Source organism: Pseudomonas sp. WS 5027 (genome assembly GCF_012985695.1).
Taxonomy (GTDB): domain Bacteria; phylum Pseudomonadota; class Gammaproteobacteria; order Pseudomonadales; family Pseudomonadaceae; genus Aquipseudomonas; species Aquipseudomonas hygromyciniae.
In genome coordinates, this window is sequence record NZ_JAAQWU010000002.1 from 337364 (window position 1) to 355916 (window position 18553).

Below are 18553 nucleotides of genomic sequence, written 5' to 3' on the forward strand. Positions count from 1 at the left end.
GATGACAAAGTGATGACAATGTTTCTAAAATTATGCGCTTTAGCACCAATTTGGTGCGCTTTTCTTCCGATAGATGAAGAGTTTCAGAGCGAAGAGGAAACAGTTTATGAACAATCCGGGTTTGTTCCAAGCCAAGTGGAACCTCGGGCGATTGGCCCTGTGCAATTTACTCGCTCTGGGGCTGCTGTGTTTTTGGCTATGGCCCGCAGGCCAGATGCTTTGTGTGATATTCGACGAATGGCTGTTTCATCTGCTCAACGACCCGCTGGCCAGCAACCCGGCCTGGCTACATGTATGGGCGGTCGCCAGCCTGCGACCATTTGATGCGGTGGTCGGGGTGATCCTGCTGATGCTGCTGATTCGCGGCGAATGGGTGTTCAAGGCGATTGAAGTACGCCAGGCGTTTTTTGGTTTCCTCGCGATCCTGCTGTTACTGCTGTTTATCCGCATGCTGTTTTCCAAGCTCGCGGCGCAGATGGGCTGGCAGCACAACAGCCCATCGATGGTGATCAGCGGGGCGATCCATATGAGCGACTACTTCCCTGACCTGGAAAAAACCTGGGAATTGAAGGACCGCTCCAGCCAGAGCTTCCCCGGTGACCATGCTTCGGTGCTGCTGATCTGGGGGATGTTCATGAGCGTGTTTGCCAAGCGGATCGGGCAAGTCGTGCTGGTCTGGGCGCTGGCGCTGCTGTTCATGATGCCGCGCCTGGTGGCCGGGGCACATTGGGGGCAAGACGACTATATCGGTGGCGTGCTGCTGGCGCTGTTGGCACTGGGCTGGGGTTATTACACGCCGTTTGCAGCAAAGGTCTCGGGGTGGCTACTGCGGGTGACCGAACCGGTATTCGGGGTGTTGCAACGAGTACCTGTGATCAATCGCTTGAGCGTGATCCGCAACGCCTGAGCCCAGGTGCAGGAGCCTGGCCGGCTCCTGCACGTAAAGCCTCACTCATCATTGCCGCTGCCGCGAAACTTGAACAGGTCGCGGCGCTGTTTCTTGCTTGGCTTGCCGTCGGTGCTCATCCCCAAAGCTCCGGCCTTGCGCATGGCCGCCGCATTCTCACGCTTGGCGATACTTGCCGGCGTCTCGGTGTACAGCGCCTGCGCTTCGGGAGCGCCCCGGCGGACGATGGAAAGCGCCTGCACCACCACTGTCTTCTCATCAAACCCAACCCGAATCTGCAACTCGTCGCCAATGTGCGGCTCCTTGCCCGGTTTGCAGCGTTCGCCACGGCAATGCACCTTGCCGCTCTCGATGGCGGCCTTGGCCAAGGCCCGAGTCTTGTAGAAACGCGCAGCCCACAACCACTTGTCCAAACGGACTTTTTCGTCCTCTTCCTGCTTTTGAGCCACTTGAATTCCTCGCTCTGAAAAATGTCGCAACTTAACCGTCGAACCCCATCGACGCACAAACGCCAAGGCTCACCTAAGATACGCCAGGTGTCAGGCAGTTTCCCTTCAGTCATGGTTTTTTATGACGTGAAGATATCTGTCGCCATTTGGTGAATATTCTGCGTGAATACCGCGAATTCGGCTCCAAGCGCCCGTCAACGTTCCTGGATTGTCACAATCCTTGAGCAGTTGGGCGCTAGTGTCGTCTGACGTCGAAATATTTCTGATTGCCGGTTGTTCATATTGAAGACATTTGACCATTTGACCGTTGTCGGTCTGCGTGAATGGGTGGCGCTTCCCGATCTGGGAGTGGCGGGCCTGCGCGCGAAGATCGACACCGGGGCCAGTACCTCCAGCCTGCATGCCACCGAGATCGAGCCTTTTGAGCGTGACGGTGAAAAGTGGGTGCGTTTCACCGCGCACCTGGGCAGCGTGGTGCAACTGCGTCACCGGCGTTGCGAAGCGCCGCTGGTGGCGATGAAAACCATTAAAAGCTCCAACGGCCAGGCGCAGGTGCGCTACGTCATCAGCACCACCCTGGCCCTGGGTGATCGGGTATGGCGGGTGGAGTTCACCCTGGCTTGCCGCAAAACCATGCGTTACCGCCTGTTGCTAGGTTCCAAAGCCCTGATCGATGGCCAGTTGGTGGTCAACCCGGGGCTCAAGTACGTTCAAGACAAGCCGGTGTTCCCGGTCTCTACTATTGCTGCCACAGGTGTTGCATGAAGATCGCTGTGCTGTCGCGTAACCCGCGTCTGTATTCCACCCGTCGCCTTGTCGAGGCCGGCACCGAACGGGGCCATGAGATGGTGGTGATCGATACGTTGCGCGCCTATATGAACATTGCCAGTCATAAGCCGCAGATCCACTACCGGGGCAAACCACTGGAAGGCTTCGACGCGGTGATCCCGCGCATCGGCGCCTCGGTGACCTTCTACGGCTGCGCGGTACTGCGCCAGTTTGAAATGATGGGGGTGTTTCCGCTTAACGAATCGGTGGCCATTGCCCGTTCCCGGGACAAGCTGCGCTCCCTGCAATTGCTATCGCGCCGCGGTATCGGCTTGCCGGTGACCGGCTTTGCCCATTCCCCTGATGACATTCCCGACCTGATCGAGATGGTCAACGGTGCCCCGTTGGTGATCAAGGTGCTGGAAGGCACCCAAGGCATTGGCGTGGTGCTGTGTGAAACCGCCACGGCGGCTGAGTCTGTGATCGAGGCGTTCATGGGCCTCAAGCAGAACATCATGGTCCAGGAATACATCAAGGAAGCCGGCGGTGCCGATATCCGCTGCTTCGTGGTGGGGGACAAGGTGATTGCAGCAATGAAACGCCAGGCCAAGCCGGGAGAGTTTCGCTCCAACCTGCACCGGGGCGGCAGCGCCAGCCTGATCAAGATCACCCCGGAAGAGCGCATGACCGCCCTGCGTGCGGCCAAGGTCATGGGCTTGAGTGTGGCGGGTGTGGATATCCTGCGCTCGAACCACGGGCCATTGGTGATGGAAGTGAACTCTTCACCGGGCCTGGAAGGGATCGAAACCACCACCAACAAGGATGTGGCGGGGATCATCATTCAGCATCTGGAGAAGAACAGCGGGCCGAACATGACCCGCACCAAGGGCAAGGGCTGAAATCGGCACGAACCCTTGTAGGAACTGGCTTACCAGCGATGACTGACTAACATTCAACATCAATGTCGACTGTTACCTCTTATCGCAGGCAGGCCAGCTCCTGATATTCGTCGTGGCTTAGACCGCATCTCTAGGCAACATCAGGCCCAACGGCAAGCGCACCCGCGCCTCCAGCCCACCATCGGCACGGTTGCGCAGTTCGACATTGCCGCCATGCATCGAAGCAATCCGCCGCACAATCGCCAACCCCAACCCGGTGCCTTTGCCACCACGGGCACGGTCACCACGGGTGAAGGGGTTGAAAATGCCCTCCAGTTCCGCCGGGTCGATCCCGGCGCCACGGTCCATGACACTCAGCACCACATAGGGCGCGCTGGTATCACCCGACACATAGGCGGCAACTTCCACCTCGGTCCCCGCGTGATGCAGGGCGTTGCCGATCAGGTTGTTCAGCAGGCGCTTCATCGAGACCCGGCGCAAGGCAAAGGGCTGGATCGGCTCCAGGCGCATGCGCACCTGCTCGCCGTTCTGGTTATAGGGCGCCACGACCTCACGTACCAGGTCGGTCAGGTCAACTTCCTCCACCACTTCATCGCGACCATCGCGGATAAACGCCAGGAACTGGTCGAGAATCGCATCCATATCTTCGATGTCACGGACCATGTCATCGGTAAGATCGGTGTGGTTGCCCATCAACTCCAGGGACAGGCGCAAACGTGTCAGCGGCGTGCGCAGGTCATGGGAGACCCCGGCCAGCATCAGCTCGCGTTCGCGACCGGCCTGTTCGACATCTTCGGCCATCTGATTGAACGCGCTGTACACCTCGGTCATTTCGCTGGGCGTGTCGCTGATTGGCAGGCGCACACTGCGCCCCTGCCCCAGTTGCCTGGCGGCGAACACCAGACGCTTGAGCGGCTGGTTGAGCTGGCGCACGAAAATCCAGGCCGACGCGGTGGAGAGCAGGCCAATGGCCAGGAACCAGCCCAGTACGTTCCAGATTTTCTGCCCCCGCAGCGGATGGGGATACAGCGGCACTTTCAACCATCCATCCCCCAGGCTAGGGGCTCGGACCCACAAGGCTGGCGAAACATGCATACGCAGCCGCACCTCGGTGTCCTCGCCCAGCTCGGCCTGCATCTGGCGCTGGTAGATCTCGCTGTAGGGCCAATGCTGCTCGCCCTCGGGGACGCCCGCGCCCACCACACGGGTCAAGGTCGCCGCCTTGGCGATTTTTTCACGGTTCTCCGGATCGGCAGCCCAGTAGGCACGCAATGTCAGCGCAACACCGTGGCTGTACTGTCGATCCACCAGCACGTCTTCGTTCATCAGCAGGTAAACGAGGGTCAATGCCTTGGAAAACAGAACGACGATCAGCACCAGCCAAAGGGTGCGGGAGAAGAAACTCTGGGGGAACCACAGCGGGGTTTTCATAGAAGACAGCTAGACACCTGGCAAGAGCGAGCAAGGCTCGCAGAATTGCAGACGCCGGGCATCCGGACGACCCTTTGGGATCGAACTCCGGAGTACCCGCATGTGCAAATCATCGGTTACTTGGTTGCCGCGCCGTCCGGCACAAACACGTAACCCACGCCCCACACTGTCTGGATATAACGCGGCTTGGACGGATCCGGCTCGATCATCCGGCGCAGACGGGAAATCTGCACATCGATGGAGCGCTCCAGGGCGTCCCATTCGCGACCACGGGCCAGGTTCATCAGCTTGTCACGGGTCAGCGGTTGGCGAGCGTTCATTACCAGCGCCTTGAGCACCGCGAATTCACCCGTGGTAAGCATGTGGACTTCTTCGCCACGCTTGAGCTCACGGGTCGCCAGCGACAGTTCGTAGTCACCAAAGGTCACGCTTTCGTCTTCGCTGCCTGGAGCGCCCGGAACGGGAGCCGCCTGGCGACGCAATACGGCCTTGACCCGGGCCATCAGCTCGTCGGGGTTGAACGGCTTGGCCAGGTAATCGTCAGCGCCCAGTTCCAGGCCCTTGATCCGGCTCAGCTCGTCGCCCTTGGCGGTCAGCATGATGATCGGGATCTGGTTGTTGGTGCCGCGCAGGCGCTTGCACGCCGTCAGGCCGTCTTCACCCGGCAACATCAGGTCGAGTACGACCAGGTTGAAGACTTCGCGCCCCAGCAGACGATCCATCTGCTCGGTGTTCGGCACCGCCCGGGCACGGTAGCCCTTGGAGGTGAAGAACCGCTCCAGCAGGCTGCTCAGCCCCGGATCGTCATCAACGATGAGAATTTTTTCGCCTTCAGCAGTTTGTGCAGTGCTGCTCATTGGATGCTCCTCTTAACTGGCGCGCATTATGGCTTAGCTGCCGTTATACGCACGGTACGCATTGTTAGCAGATTTTTCTCTAATCACCAGTGCGCGTGCCCTTGGCGCAATCCCCCCAAGAACGGAACGCTGGTTATAATGCCGCGCCTCAGTGCCCGGCAATGCCATGGCCGGCCTGGTGTTTTTTTCATCTGCTTGTCGTGATTTTTTCGATTTCGAGGGTCAATAGGCTGCCTCTTGACCCAGGCAGCGGCGCCAGTCGGGCCGCTCAACCAGCCGCGCACGGCCTTGTTTTCCGGGCCTGCGAACTGCTTTCAAGAATTTCAGGTGGTTTTATGGACAGCATCAACAGCCGCATCGCCGAGGAACTCGGCGTACGCCCACAACAGGTCGAAGCGGCCGTCGCTCTACTGGATGAAGGCTCCACGGTGCCCTTCATCGCCCGTTACCGTAAAGAAGTGACCGGCAGCCTCGATGACATCCAGCTGCGGCATCTGGAAGAGCGCCTGCGCTACCTGCGAGAACTCGACGAACGGCGTGTCAGCATCCTCGCCAGCATCCAGGAGCAGGGCAAGCTGACCCCACAACTTGAACGCGATATCAAGCTCGCCGACACCAAGACCCGCCTCGAAGACCTGTACCTGCCGTACAAGCAGAAGCGCCGCACCAAGGGCCAGATTGCCCTGGAAGCCGGCCTCGGCGAGCTGGCCGACGGCCTGTTCAACGACCCGTCCTTGGCCCCGGAAGCCGAAGCAGCGCGCTTTGTCGATGCCGAAAAAGGCGTTGCCGACGTCAAGGCTGCCCTCGAAGGCGCCAAGTACATCCTCATGGAGCGCTTCGCCGAAGATGCCAACCTGCTGGAAAAACTGCGCAACTACCTGAAACAGGAAGCCACCCTCAGCGCCCGCGTGATCGCCGGCAAAGAGGAAGAAGGCGCCAAGTTCCGCGATTACTTCGAGCACGACGAACCGCTCAAAAGCATGCCGTCCCACCGCGCCCTCGCCATTTTCCGTGGCCGCAACGAAGGCATTCTCAGCTCCGCGCTGAAAGTCGGCGACGAACTGCCGGGCACCATGCACCCGTGCGAAGGCATGATCGGCCAACAATTCGGCATCCAGAATCAGAATCGTCCTGCGGACAAATGGCTCAGTGAAGTCGTGCGCTGGACCTGGAAGGTCAAGCTCTACACCCATCTGGAAACCGACCTGCTGGGCGAGCTGCGCGACGGTGCCGAAACCGAAGCGATCAACGTGTTCGCCCACAACCTGCACGACCTGCTGCTGGCCGCGCCAGCCGGCCCGCGCGCGACCCTGGGCCTGGACCCGGGCCTGCGCACCGGTTGCAAGGTCGCCGTGGTCGACGCCACCGGCAAACTGCTGGACCACGCCACCGTGTACCCGCATGTGCCCCACAACAAGTGGGACCAGACCATCGCCATCCTCGCCGCCCTGTGCGCCAAGCACTCCGTGGACCTGATCGCCATCGGCAACGGCACCGCCAGCCGTGAAACCGATAAGCTGGCCCTGGAGCTGATCAAAAAATACCCAGGCATGAAAATGACCAAGGTCATGGTCTCCGAAGCCGGCGCTTCGGTGTACTCGGCGTCGGAACTGGCCTCCAAGGAATTCCCCGACCTCGATGTGTCGATCCGTGGTGCCGTATCCATCGCCCGCCGCCTGCAGGATCCGCTGGCCGAGCTGGTGAAAATCGACCCTAAATCCATCGGTGTCGGCCAGTACCAGCACGACGTGTCGCAGCTGAAACTGGCGCGCGGCCTGGATGCAGTGGTGGAAGACTGTGTGAACAAGGTCGGCGTCGACGTAAACACCGCCTCGGTCGCCTTGCTCGCACGGATCTCCGGCCTCAACGCCACCCTGGCGCAGAATATCGTCACCCATCGCGACGAAAACGGCGCGTTCAAGACCCGAGCGGCGCTGAAAAAAGTCGCACGCCTTGGCGAAAAAACCTTCGAGCAAGCCGCCGGCTTCCTGCGCGTCATGAATGGCGACAACCCGCTGGACTCCTCAGCGGTCCACCCGGAAGCCTATCCGCTGGTGCAACGCATTGCCGCCGAGACCGACCGCGATATCCGTTCGCTGATCGGCGACGCCGCGTTCCTCAAGCGCCTGGATCCGAAGAAGTACACCGACGAAACCTTCGGCGTACCGACCATCACCGACATCCTGCAAGAACTGGAAAAACCCGGCCGCGACCCGCGCCCCGAGTTCAAGACCGCAGAGTTCCAGGAAGGCGTCGAAGACCTCAAGGACCTGCAACTGGGGATGATCCTCGAAGGCGTGGTGACCAACGTGACCAACTTCGGCGCATTTGTGGACATCGGCGTGCATCAGGACGGTTTGGTGCACATTTCCGCGCTTTCGGAGAAGTTCATCAAGGACCCGCGTGAGGCGGTGAAGGCCGGTGATGTGGTCAAGGTCAAGGTCATGGAAGTCGATATCCCGCGCAAACGCGTGGGCCTGTCGATGCGCATGAGCGATACCCCCGGCGAGAAAATCGACGGTGCCCGTGGCGCACGCCCAGGTTCGGCACCGCGCCAGTCGCAAAACCGCTCGGAAAACAGCGCACCACGCAAGGAAACCGCCACCGCAGCCCCGACCAACAACGCCATGGCTTCGCTGTTCGCCAACGCCAAGCAACTGAAGAAACGCTGATGGATCTGCCGGCAGGCCAGACCCACAGCGCCTTCAGCGAACTGCTCGGCTGCCGCTTGCAACGCCTGGACCAGGGCGTTGCCGAGGTTGCCCTGAGCCTGGAGCCACACCTGCGCAACCGCGCAGGCAAGCTCCATGGCGGGGTGATTTTCAGCCTGGTGGACATTGCCATGGGACTGGCCTGCTCCAGCGCCCATGGTTTTGACCAACAAAGCGCGACCATCGAGTGCAAAATCAACTACATCCGCGCCGTGTCCGACGGTGACGTGCTGTGTACTGCCCGAGTCATCCACCCTGGCCGGCGCACGCTGGTGGTCGAGGCCGAGGTGTATCAGAACGAAAAACTCGTCGCAAAAGCACAAGGCACCTTCGCTGTCCTATAGCTCCTTGTGATCAATTTGGGTTAATTTCGGCGCTGCGAAAACAGCGTCGGAATTTTCTTCCTGCGTAATAGCCTAATTCAGGGAATGAAGTCGGCACTTTCAGAGCAGGTTATTCCGGCTCGAAAACCAGGCGATAACGCCAGTTTTAACTTCACCCTTGTAGACCGTCTTGCCCACCCCCATATTGGGGCGACTGACGCGTGAAGGAATCCAACTTGAGCGAACTTCTCAACCGCCGCCTGGCTCTGCTCGGCAAGCGCGAACACCTCTCTTTGCTTGAGCACTGCCTGCACGGCATCGAGCGTGAATGCCTGCGTGTCACTGGCGAAGGTCGCCTGGCTCAAACGCCGCATCCAGAGGCCCTGGGTGCCGCATTGACCCATGAATCGATCACCACCGACTATTCCGAGTCGCTGCTGGAGTTCATCACGCCGGCGCTGCCCAACCCGGCAGACACCCTGCGCAGCCTCGACCGAATTCACCGTTTTGCCTACAGCAAGCTCGGCAACGAGTACCTGTGGAGTCCATCGATGCCGTGCCCGTTGCCGGCCGAGGAAGATATTCCGATTGCCTACTACGGCACCTCCAACATCGGACAGCTCAAGTACGTGTATCGCAAGGGCCTGGCCCTGCGCTACGGCAAGACCATGCAGTGCATCGCCGGGATCCACTACAACTTTTCCCTGCCGGAAGAGCTGTGGCCGCTGCTCAAGGAAACCGAAGGCTTCGTGGGCACCGACCGTGACTACCAGTCCACGGCCTATATCGCCCTGATCCGTAACTTCCGCCGCTACAGCTGGCTGCTGATGTACCTGTTCGGTGCCTCGCCAGCCCTGGATGCGGGCTTTTTGCGCGGGCGTTCCCATCAGCTTGAACAGTTCGATGCCGACACCCTGTACCTGCCGTATGCCACCAGCCTGCGCATGAGCGACCTGGGTTACCAAAGCAACGCCCAGGCCGGCCTGACCCCTTGCTACAACGATCTGGCCAGCTACACCGACAGCCTGCGCGAAGCGGTGGCAACGCCCTACGCGCCTTACGTCGAAGTCGGCACCCATAAGGATGGTGAGTGGGTCCAGCTCAACACCAACATCCTGCAGATCGAAAACGAGTACTACTCCAACATCCGCCCCAAGCGCGTGACCTACACCGGCGAACGGCCGATCCAGGCGCTGATGGCCCGTGGCATCCAGTACATCGAAGTGCGCTGCCTGGACATCAACCCGTTCCTGCCGATGGGTATCGATTTGCCAGAGTCGCGCTTCCTCGATGCGTTCCTGCTGTATTGCGCACTGAATGACAGCCCGCTGTTCGAAAACAACGAGTGCGGGAATGCCACATCGAACTTCCTCAGCGTGGTCAAGGAAGGCCGGCGCCCGGGCTTGCAACTGCAGCGTCGCGGCCAGGCCGTGGAAATGAAGGAGTGGGCCAGCGAATTGCTGGAGAAAATCGCCCCGCTGGCCGCGCTGCTGGACCAGAGCCAGGGCATCAACGAACACAGCCAGGCACTGGATGCCCAGTTGGCGAAGATCCAGGACGCGTCCCTGACCCCGTCGGCCCAGGTGTTGGCGGCGATGCAGGAGCGCAAGGAAAGCTTTGCGCAGTTCTCCCTGCGCCAGAGCGAAGTGCACGCCGAGTACTTCCGTCGCGAGCCCTTGCCGGCGGACGAACAAGCACGCTTTGAAGAGCTGGCCCGTACGTCGCTGGCGCAACAGGCCGAGCTGGAGCAGAACGAAGTGGGCGATTTCGATGTATTTGTCGGGTCGTATCAGGCGAGCATTCTGGCGATCAGTAACTGATACTCCCTGTGTAGGAGCGAGCTTGCTCGCGAAAAACTCAAGCACGCCGCGTTTATCCAAGCCGAACGCGTCATCGTTAACGTTTTTCGCGAGCAAGCTCGCTCCTACATAAGCTAATTCGAAAATGTTATTTATTTTCGGATTCTTAGATCATTTAGTCTCCTCCCACGCCGATCCTCGGCCGCCTGATGAGGAGCTACACCATGAAACTGCCTTCCCCTTTGCGCCTCCTGGCGGCTGTATCCCTGGCCGGCGCCAGCCTGTTTGCGCAGGCGGCCGACGTAACCATCGCCTACCAGACCACCGTTGACCCGGCCAAAGTCGCCCAGGCCGACGGCACTTATGAAAAAGCCACCAACGCCAAGATCGACTGGCGCAAATTCGACAATGGCGCCGATATCATCGCCGCCATCGCTTCCGGCGACGTGCAGATCGGCTATCTCGGTTCCAGCCCGCTGACCGCCGCCATCACCCGCAAAGTACCCGTGCAAACCTTCCTCGTCGCCACCCAGATCGGCGGCGCCGAAGCCTTGGTGGCGCGCAACGGTTCCGGGATCAACAGCCCCCAGGACCTGATCGGTAAGAAAATCGCCGTGCCGTTCGTTTCCACCGGCCACTACAGCCTGTTGGCCGCGCTCAAGCACTGGAACATCGACCCGGCCAAAGTCACCGTACTCAACCTCGCCCCGCCAGCCATTATCGCCGCCTGGAAACGTGGCGATATCGACGCCACTTATGTCTGGGACCCGGCCCTGGGCGTGGCCAAGGAAAACGGCAAAGTGCTGATCACCTCGGGCGAGCTGGCCAAGTTCGGCGCGCCCACCTTCGATGCCTGGATCGTGCGTAAGGACTTTGCCGAGAAGCACCCGGAAATTGTCAGCGCCTTTGCCAAAGTCACCCTCGATGCCTACGCCCAATACCGCAAAGACCCACAAGCCTGGCTGGCCGACAAGGGCAACGTCGACAAACTGGTGAAGCTCTCCGGCGCCAAGGCCAGCGACATTCCGCTGCTGCTGCAAGGCAACGTCTACCCGCTGGCCGCCGACCAGGTAACGCTGCTTGGCGCCCCGACCACCAAGGCGGTGACTGACACCGCCGCGTTCCTCAAGGAACAAGGCAAGGTCGAAGCCGTGCTACCGGACTACGCCCCTTACGTCAGCGCCAAGTTCATCACTAACTGATCGGGAGTTCACCGCGATGGCCTTGCTACAGCTGGAGCGCATCAGCGCACAGTACCCAGGCGCAACCACGCCCGTGCTGAAGGATATTTCCCTGACTCTTGGTCCCCAGCAATTGCTGGTGGCCCTCGGCCCTTCCGGCAGTGGTAAGACTTCGCTGTTGAACCTGATTGCCGGCTTCGTCGAACCCAGCGCCGGGCGCATCACCCTCGACGGCGTGCCCGTCAAAGGCCCGAGTGCCGAACGTGGCGTGGTGTTCCAGGACGACGCCTTGCTGCCCTGGCAGGATGTGCTGGCCAATGTCGGCTTCGGCCTGGAACTGGCCGGCATGCCCAAGGCCCAGCGGCAAGTCCGCGCCCGTGAGATGCTCGCGCTGGTGGACCTGGCCGGCTTTGACAGCCGGCGCATCTGGCAGCTGTCTGGCGGGCAGAAACAACGCGTCGGCCTGGCCCGCGCTCTGGCTGCCGACCCCCGGGTGTTGCTGATGGACGAACCCTTCGGTGCCCTCGATGCCTTCACCCGCGAACAGATGCAGGAGCTGCTGCTGCAAGTCTGGCGACGCACAGCCAAGCCAGTGTTCCTGATCACTCACGACATCGAAGAAGCAGTCTTCCTCGCCACCGACCTGATTCTGCTGGCCCCCAACCCCGGGCAAATCGTCGAGCGCCTGAGCCTGGATTTCGGCCAGCGCTACGCTGCCGGCGAGTCGGCGCGCGCGATCAAGTCCGACCCACGGTTTATCGAAACCCGCGAACACGTGCTGGGCAAAGTGTTCTCCCAACGGCAGGTGTACGCATGAGCAGTTATGAAATCCCGGCCACTGCCGTCAGCCAAGCCAGCCCGCCGCTGCGCCGCACGTTGAGCACGCGCTGGATCAGTGTGCTGACGCTGGTTGCGCTGCTGGCGCTGTGGTGGGCCGTGACCGCCAGCGGGCTGATCGAACCGCTGTTCCTGCCGCCACCATCGGCCGTGCTGCAAAAAGGCTGGCTGCTGGCGACCAGTGGCTATATGGACTCGACCCTCTGGCAGCACCTGGGCGCCAGCCTGGGGCGCATCGGCCTGGGCCTGGGCTTTGCGGTGCTGACCGCCGTGCCGATCGGCATTGCCATCGGCGCCAACCGCATCGCTCGGGGCATTCTCGACCCGCTGATCGAGTTCTACCGCCCGATCCCGCCACTGGCCTACCTGCCATTGATCGTGATCTGGTGCGGCATCGGCGAGCTGTCCAAGGTGTTGCTGATCTACCTGGCGATCTTCGCCCCGATCGCCATCGCCACCGCCACCGGCGTACGCACCGTCGACCCGGCCAAATTGCGCGCAGCACAGTCCCTGGGCGCGACGCGGGCGCAGTTGATCCGCCATGTGATTGTGCCCAGCGCCCTGCCCGACATCCTCACCGGCGTGCGCATCGGCCTGGGCGTGGGTTGGTCGACCCTGGTGGCCGCCGAGTTGATCGCCGCCACCAGCGGCCTGGGGTTTATGGTGCAGTCGGCGGCGCAGTTCCTGGTTACCGATGTGGTGGTGCTGGGCATCCTGGTCATCGCCCTGATTGCCTTCGCCATGGAAATGGGCCTGCGTGCCCTGCAGCGCAAGCTGGTGCCATGGCATGGCCAAGCCCACTAAGCACAACGTGAAGAGAACACCATGAGCCGCCTGACCGTTACTCCCTTAAGCACCGCCTTGGGCGCCCAGATCAGTGGCGTCGATATCACCCAGCCGCTGAGCCTCGAACAGCGCGATGCCATCGAGCAGGCGCTGCTCCAGCATTCGGTGCTGTTCTTTCGCGACCAGCCAATCACCCCGCAGCAGCAAGCGCGGTTCGCGGCGAATTTCGGTGACCTGCACATTCACCCCATCTACCCCAACGTGCCGGAACAACCCGAAGTGCTGATCCTCGACACCGCCGTCACCGACGTGCGCGACAACGCCATCTGGCACACCGACGTGACCTTCCTGCCCACGCCAGCCATGGGCGCGGTGCTCAGCGCCAAACTGCTACCGGCCTTTGGCGGTGACACGCTGTGGGCCAGCGGCATCGCCGCCTTTGAGGCGTTATCGGAGCCGATGAAGAGCTTTTTGACCGGCCTGACGGCGACTCACGACTTCACTCGCTCGTTCCCTCTGGAGCGTTACGGCAACACCGCCCAAGACCTGGCCCGCTGGGAAGAGGCACGCAGAAAGAACCCGCCACTGTCGCACCCGGTGATCCGCACCCACCCGGTCAGCGGGCGCAAATCGCTGTTTGTCAGCGACGGCTTCACCAGCAAAATCAACGAACTGGAACCGGCCGAAAGCGAGGTCATCCTCAAACTGCTGTTCGCCCACGCCACCCGCCCGGAGTTCACTATCCGCTGGCGCTGGCAAGCCAACGACGTAGCCTTCTGGGACAACCGCGTGACCCAGCACTACGCCGTGGACGACTACAGGCCACAACGGCGGGTGATGCATCGGGCAACAATCCTGGGTGACGTGCCCTTCTAACAAACCCTTGTAGGAGCGAGCTTGCTCGCGAAAAACCCAAGAACGCTGCGGGGCATCAGATGCCCCGCATTTTCGTTGGCGATCTTCGCGAGCAAGCTCGCGCCTACCGTTTGTTCAGCGGACCAGATGCAGGAACTGCAAATGCCGCTCGTACTGGTCGAGGATGTCGTTGATGATCTGCTCCTTGGTGTAGCCCACCAAGTCGTAGTCCTGGCTACCCTCGCTCAAGTGTACTTCCGCCCGGTAGTAGCGCCGGTTGTTCATCTCTTTGGAGCCCATGCCGCCACGGGCAAAGGACGGCGTGAAGTAACCGCGCATCTGCACCTGGTAGACAAAGGGACGCTCTTCGCCGTGGCCGATCTCCAGGCTGACGCTGTCGTTGGACGGGTCGGGCTGGGTGACCACGTTCAGGCCCTTCTCGACAAACACCGCAGTCACTTCCTCAATGGCCGGGCGTACCGTGGTTTCAAGAAAACGGTAGACCTCGTCCCGTGAAGGGAAATGCACCGCCTGGCTCAAGCGCTGGCGCCAGCCGCCACGGCCCTTGCGGGATGCCGACACAGGGGCCAGGGAGTGCAGTTGGGCGATCTGCTTCTGGGATTCGAGGTAGAACGCCTTATGCAGCCCCCACATCATCAACAGCAGGATCAACGAGAACGGCAGCGAGGTCAGCACCACTGCGGACTTGAGCGAGTCGATGCTGCCGGCGAACAGCAAGGCGCTGGTCACCAGCGCGGTCATCGCACCCCAGAACACTCGCAGCCACTTGGGCCCGTCTTCATCGGCGTTGCCACCCTTGGACGACAGGGTCGACAGCACCACGGTGCCGGAGTCGGCCGAGGTGACAAAGAACACAAAGCTGATAAACACCGTGACCGCGATCACGGTCTTGCTCCACGGGTAGGTTTCCAGCAGCAGATAGAGGCTCATCGAAGGGTCGTCGATGGCCGACTGACCCAGGGCGACCATGCCGTGATTGAGCACCTGATCAATGGCGCTGTTGCCGAAAATCGACATCCACGCCAGGGTGAAGCCCAGCGGGATCAGCAGCACGCCGAAGACGAACTCGCGGATGGTGCGGCCACGCGAGATCCGTGCGATGAACAGGCCCACGAACGGCGACCACGCGATCCACCAGGCCCAGTAGAACACGGTCCAACCACCCAGCCAGTCGCTGGGCTTGTCGTAGGCGTACACATCAAAACTCTTGCTCGGCAACGCGCCGAGGTAGTCACCGATGTTCTGGATCAGGGTGTTGAGCAAATGCTGGGTGGGCCCGGCGAACAGCACAAACAGCAGCAGCGCACAGGCCAGCAGCATGTTGATGTCGGACATGACCCGCACACCCTTGTCGACACCGGCCACCGCGACCAGGATCGCCGCACCCATCATCAGGGTGATCAGGCCGACCTGGATCCATTGGGTGTGGGCGATGCCGAACAGGTAGTCCAGGCCCGAGTTGAGGTGCAGCACCCCAAAGCCCATGTCGGCGCCCAGGCCGAACACTGTGGCGATGATGCCGAAGCCATCCACCGCATAGCCAATAGGGCCGTTGATGCGCTTGCCGATCAGTGGGTACAGCGCCGAACGCAAGGCCAGCGGCAGGTTATGCCGGTAGGCGAAGTACGCCAGGGCCATACCGACAAACGCAAATACACCCCAGCCGTGCAGGCCCCAATGCAGGAACAGCACCTGCATGGCCTGGCGCGCCGCATCGGCATTCAAGGCCTCGCCCTGGGGCGGTTGCACCAGGTGGGTCAAGGGCTCCGAGACGCAGAAGAAAAACAGCGTGATGCTGATCCCGGCGGCAAACAGCATGCCGGCCCAGGACAAATAACTGAATTCGGGCTCGTCGTGGTCGGCACCGAGTTTGATCTTGCCGTAGCCAGACAACGCGGTGACCACCACGAAGACCAGATACAGGGTCATCGCCAGCATGTAGTACCAGCCGACCGTATTGGCCGCCCAGTTTTGCGCGGCCAGCAACCAGGCGCCAGCCTGTTCGGGGATCGCGATAACGGTGAGGCCAAACAGCAGGATGAAGCTCGCGGCGAAGTAAAACACCGGTGCATTCATGCGCACCAGGCCGCTTGAAGGAGCAGACGATGCACTCATGAACGGTGCACCTCGAGGGTGTTGGATGTGGCTGTATAAAACGGACTCAGCAAAGGTAAGCCTCCTGTTGTGAGCGGGCAGCGAACCACCGGTTTAACTTGAACGAACGTTCAAGTTAAACATGAATAGGCGGTCTGGGACTAATCGCAGGGCTGAGTGGTAGGTAATTCCTACACTAGCTCAAGGAAGGGTATGACGGGTGGGAAAGGCAAAACGTTCAGCGATTACTGGTTGAATTTGGAATACAGGCAAAATGTGGGAGCGGGCTTGCTCGCGAATGCGGTGTATCAGATACACAGTCAATGACTGACACTACGCATTCGCGAGCAAGCCCGCTCCCACATTAGATCGTCGCTACTTCAACACTACTTCTGCGTCCCATCATCATGCTGCAAATTCGCCTGCGTGATGTTCGCCCCCGCCGGCACGCTGCGGGTCAGCCACACATTGCCGCCAATGGTCGAGCCCTTGCCGATGGTGATCCTTCCCAGGATCGTCGCCCCGGCATAGATCACCACATCGTCCTCGACAATCGGGTGGCGCGGATGGCCCTTCTGCAACTGCCCATCCTCATCCGCCGGGAAACGCTTGGCGCCCAGGGTCACTGCCTGGTAGATACGCACCCGCTCGCCAATGATCGCCGTCTCGCCAATCACCACACCCGTACCGTGGTCGATAAAGAAGCTGGGGCCGATCTGTGCCCCAGGGTGAATATCGATGCCGGTGGCCGAGTGGGCGATTTCCGCACTGATCCGTGCCAGCAGAGGCAGCCCGGCGCGATACAAATGGTGAGCCAGGCGATGGTGGATCACCGCCAGGATCCCCGGGTAGCACAGCAACACCTCATCCACACTGCGCGCGGCCGGGTCGCCGTGATAGGCAGCCAGCACATCGGTGTCCAACAGGCTGCGCAAGGCCGGCAAGGCCAGGGCAAAGTCCTGGATCAGGCGAATGGCCAATGCATCGACTTGATTATCGGCATGGCCACCTTGGCGCGCGGCATAGCGCAACTCCAGGCGGGCCTGGGCGAGCAAGGCATTGAGCGCCACATCGAGGGTATGGCCGACGTAGAAATCCTCACTCTCCTCACGCAAATCCACGGGCCCCAGGCGCATGGGGAACAGGGCCCCGCACAACGCCTCGAGAATCTGCGCCACCGCATCACGGGAAGGTAACTCGCGACCGCCCTGCTCGCCGCTGACCCGCCCGTTGCGCGTGCGCCACTGGTCCCGGGCGCCGCGCAACTGGCTGACGATGGTCTGTAATTGCCAATGACTGGAACGCTCGCTCACGGTATTCACTCCTGACGTAATGGCCGTCACTTTACGGTATGCAACCGGGCCGCCCTTAAGAACCAATGGTGCAATGCTAATAACCAACCGGCATAAGCAACTGGCAGTTGCCCGCGCAAAAAGCCCTGCCTATAGTCCTTCCCATCTTCTCTTACCCGTGCGTAACCATGATCAAACAACAGCTCGACCGTTTTAATCGTCTGGAACTGCTCAGTGGCGCTACCGCCCTGGAAAAACTCGAACGACTGTCGACCTGGCTGGGCCGTGATATCTACATCAAGCGCGACGACACCACGCCGCTGGCCATGGGCGGCAACAAACTGCGCAAGCTCGAATACCTCGCCGCCGATGCCCTGGCCCAGGGCGCCGATACGCTGATCACCGCCGGCGCGATCCAGTCCAATCATGTGCGCCAGACCGCAGCCCTCGCCGCCAAGCTGGGCCTGGGCTGTGTCGCCCTGCTGGAAAACCCCACGGGCACCGACGACCCCAACTACCTGAGCAATGGCAACCGCTTGTTGGTCGAGTTGTTCGACGCCAAGGTCGAACTCGTCGAAAACCTGGACAACGCCGACGAGCAACTCAACGCCCTGGCCGAGCGCCTGCGCAGCAACGGCAAAAACCCCTACCTGGTGCCTATCGGCGGCTCCAACGCCCTGGGCGCCCTGGGCTATGTGCGCGCCGGGCTGGAACTGGCCGCGCAGATTGACGCCAGCGGCCTGCAGTTCGCGGCGGTGGTCCTGGCATCCGGCAGCGCCGGCACCCACAGCGGCCTGGCCCTGGCGTTGAGTGAAGTGCTGCCGGACTTGCCGGTGATTGGCGTCACCGTGTCGCGCACCGACGAAGCGCAACGGCCCAAGGTCCAAGGCCTGGCGGAGCGCACGGCGCAGTTGCTGGGAGTGGAGGTACCCGACGCGTTCAAGGTGATTCTTTGGGACGAGTACTTCGCCCCGCGCTACGGCGAACCCAACGCCGGCACCCTGGCGGCAATCAAGCTGCTGGCAAGCCAGGAAGGCCTGCTGCTCGACCCGGTCTACACCGGCAAGGCCATGGCCGGATTGCTTGACGGTATCGGGCGCGGGGCGTTCGAGGACGGGCCGATCATCTTCCTGCACACCGGCGGGGCGCCGGCGTTGTTTGCCTATGACTCGGTGTTCTGACGGGAGGCATACTTACTAAATGTGGGAGCGGGCTTGCTCGCGAATGCGGTGGGTCAGTCAAATTGTCCGTCACTGACCCACCGCATTCGCGAGCAAGCCCGCTCCCACAATTGAATTTTCATCGAATTCATATTCCTTAATAGAATATAAAACTGAATTTAT

Annotated in this window: 16 protein-coding genes and 1 pseudogene; 11 read left to right on the forward strand and 6 right to left on the reverse strand. The window is 61.1% G+C overall.

The window, feature by feature from the left end:
* Window positions 1-106: 106 nt before the first annotated feature.
* Window positions 107-907, forward strand: coding sequence for a phosphatase PAP2 family protein (locus HBO09_RS04425; protein ID WP_169991834.1), 801 nt, complete (start codon window positions 107-109; stop codon window positions 905-907).
* A gap of 41 nt (window positions 908-948) precedes the next feature.
* On the opposite strand, the gene HBO09_RS04430 is transcribed toward HBO09_RS04425, so the two are convergent.
* A complete protein-coding gene (locus tag HBO09_RS04430; RefSeq protein ID WP_169991832.1) occupies window positions 949-1356 on the reverse strand; it encodes a S4 domain-containing protein in 408 nt (135 codons plus the stop codon).
* A 315-nt stretch (window positions 1357-1671) separates the two neighbouring features.
* On the opposite strand from HBO09_RS04430, the gene HBO09_RS04435 reads away from it, so the two are divergent.
* Entirely contained in the window at window positions 1672-2121 is a 450-nt protein-coding gene (locus HBO09_RS04435) for an ATP-dependent zinc protease (RefSeq protein WP_169851488.1), read from the forward strand.
* Window positions 2118-3023 carry a 30S ribosomal protein S6--L-glutamate ligase gene (rimK, locus tag HBO09_RS04440; RefSeq protein ID WP_038445187.1) on the forward strand — a complete coding sequence of 302 codons (906 nt, stop codon included), beginning with the start codon at window positions 2118-2120 and terminating at the stop codon, window positions 3021-3023. Before HBO09_RS04435 ends, rimK begins: the two co-directional genes overlap by 4 nt.
* A 117-nt stretch (window positions 3024-3140) precedes the next feature.
* Here rimK and HBO09_RS04445 read toward each other — a convergent pair whose 3' ends face one another.
* Window positions 3141-4454: an ATP-binding protein gene (locus HBO09_RS04445; protein WP_169991830.1), complete on the reverse strand. Its 1314-nt coding sequence runs from the start codon at window positions 4452-4454 to the stop codon at window positions 3141-3143.
* 116 nt (window positions 4455-4570) lie between these two features.
* Complete coding sequence (gene ompR / locus HBO09_RS04450) at window positions 4571-5311, reverse strand: two-component system response regulator OmpR (RefSeq protein ID WP_169991828.1); 741 nt, start codon at window positions 5309-5311, stop codon at window positions 4571-4573.
* A gap of 335 nt (window positions 5312-5646) precedes the next feature.
* On the opposite strand from ompR, the gene HBO09_RS04455 reads away from it, so the two are divergent.
* The 7 genes from HBO09_RS04455 (at window position 5647) to tauD (ending at window position 13824) form a co-directional block, all read left to right on the forward strand.
* Window positions 5647-7983, forward strand: a complete 2337-nt coding sequence (locus HBO09_RS04455) for a Tex family protein (RefSeq protein WP_169991817.1) — start codon at window positions 5647-5649, stop codon at window positions 7981-7983.
* Complete coding sequence (locus tag HBO09_RS04460; RefSeq protein ID WP_169991815.1) at window positions 7983-8366, forward strand: PaaI family thioesterase; 384 nt, start codon at window positions 7983-7985, stop codon at window positions 8364-8366. Before HBO09_RS04455 ends, HBO09_RS04460 begins: the two co-directional genes overlap by 1 nt.
* Before the next feature lie 215 nt (window positions 8367-8581).
* Window positions 8582-10165 carry a glutamate--cysteine ligase gene (gshA, locus tag HBO09_RS04465; protein ID WP_169991813.1) on the forward strand — a complete coding sequence of 528 codons (1584 nt, stop codon included), beginning with the start codon at window positions 8582-8584 and terminating at the stop codon, window positions 10163-10165.
* A gap of 203 nt (window positions 10166-10368) precedes the next feature.
* Window positions 10369-11346, forward strand: a complete 978-nt coding sequence (gene tauA / locus HBO09_RS04470; RefSeq protein WP_169991811.1) for a taurine ABC transporter substrate-binding protein — start codon at window positions 10369-10371, stop codon at window positions 11344-11346.
* Between the two features lie 16 nt (window positions 11347-11362).
* Window positions 11363-12142, forward strand: a complete 780-nt coding sequence (tauB, locus tag HBO09_RS04475; RefSeq protein ID WP_169991809.1) for a taurine ABC transporter ATP-binding subunit — start codon at window positions 11363-11365, stop codon at window positions 12140-12142.
* On the forward strand, window positions 12139-12966 hold the full coding sequence (tauC, locus tag HBO09_RS04480) for a taurine ABC transporter permease TauC (protein ID WP_169991807.1): 828 nt from the start codon (window positions 12139-12141) through the stop codon (window positions 12964-12966). Before tauB ends, tauC begins: the two co-directional genes overlap by 4 nt.
* Window positions 12967-12987: 21 nt before the next feature.
* On the forward strand, window positions 12988-13824 hold the full coding sequence (gene tauD / locus HBO09_RS04485) for a taurine dioxygenase (protein WP_169991805.1): 837 nt from the start codon (window positions 12988-12990) through the stop codon (window positions 13822-13824).
* 8 nt (window positions 13825-13832) lie between these two features.
* On the opposite strand, the pseudogene HBO09_RS28790 reads toward tauD, so the two are convergent.
* The 3 genes and pseudogenes from HBO09_RS28790 to epsC form a co-directional block, all read right to left on the reverse strand.
* Window positions 13833-13919: pseudogene (locus HBO09_RS28790) on the reverse strand (outer membrane lipoprotein carrier protein LolA); the annotation flags it as partial.
* Window positions 13920-13938: 19 nt separating this feature from the next.
* Window positions 13939-15900 carry a choline transporter BetT gene (gene betT / locus HBO09_RS04490; protein WP_169992266.1) on the reverse strand — a complete coding sequence of 654 codons (1962 nt, stop codon included), beginning with the start codon at window positions 15898-15900 and terminating at the stop codon, window positions 13939-13941.
* A gap of 404 nt (window positions 15901-16304) precedes the next feature.
* A complete protein-coding gene (gene epsC, locus HBO09_RS04495; RefSeq protein WP_169991803.1) occupies window positions 16305-17231 on the reverse strand; it encodes a serine O-acetyltransferase EpsC in 927 nt (308 codons plus the stop codon).
* 167 nt (window positions 17232-17398) lie between these two features.
* Between epsC and HBO09_RS04500 the strand changes: the two genes are divergently transcribed.
* Complete coding sequence (locus HBO09_RS04500; RefSeq protein ID WP_169991801.1) at window positions 17399-18391, forward strand: D-cysteine desulfhydrase; 993 nt, start codon at window positions 17399-17401, stop codon at window positions 18389-18391.
* Window positions 18392-18553: the final 162 nt, after the last annotated feature.

Bases quoted from the DNA above. Each gene is read 5' to 3' on its own strand.
- HBO09_RS04460 (WP_169991815.1), top strand. From the start codon at position 7,983: ATGGATCTGCCGGCAGGCCAGACCCACAGCGCCTTCAGCGAACTGCTC.
- HBO09_RS04455 (WP_169991817.1), top strand. From the start codon at position 5,647: ATGGACAGCATCAACAGCCGCATCGCCGAGGAACTCGGCGTACGCCCA.
- tauC (WP_169991807.1), top strand. From the start codon at position 12,139: ATGAGCAGTTATGAAATCCCGGCCACTGCCGTCAGCCAAGCCAGCCCG.
- HBO09_RS04500 (WP_169991801.1), top strand. From the start codon at position 17,399: ATGATCAAACAACAGCTCGACCGTTTTAATCGTCTGGAACTGCTCAGT.
- betT (WP_169992266.1), bottom strand. From the start codon at position 15,900: ATGAATGCACCGGTGTTTTACTTCGCCGCGAGCTTCATCCTGCTGTTT.
- tauA (WP_169991811.1), top strand. From the start codon at position 10,369: ATGAAACTGCCTTCCCCTTTGCGCCTCCTGGCGGCTGTATCCCTGGCC.
- ompR (WP_169991828.1), bottom strand. From the start codon at position 5,311: ATGAGCAGCACTGCACAAACTGCTGAAGGCGAAAAAATTCTCATCGTT.
- HBO09_RS04425 (WP_169991834.1), top strand. From the start codon at position 107: ATGAACAATCCGGGTTTGTTCCAAGCCAAGTGGAACCTCGGGCGATTG.
- rimK (WP_038445187.1), top strand. From the start codon at position 2,118: ATGAAGATCGCTGTGCTGTCGCGTAACCCGCGTCTGTATTCCACCCGT.
- tauB (WP_169991809.1), top strand. From the start codon at position 11,363: ATGGCCTTGCTACAGCTGGAGCGCATCAGCGCACAGTACCCAGGCGCA.
- HBO09_RS04445 (WP_169991830.1), bottom strand. From the start codon at position 4,454: ATGAAAACCCCGCTGTGGTTCCCCCAGAGTTTCTTCTCCCGCACCCTT.
- tauD (WP_169991805.1), top strand. From the start codon at position 12,988: ATGAGCCGCCTGACCGTTACTCCCTTAAGCACCGCCTTGGGCGCCCAG.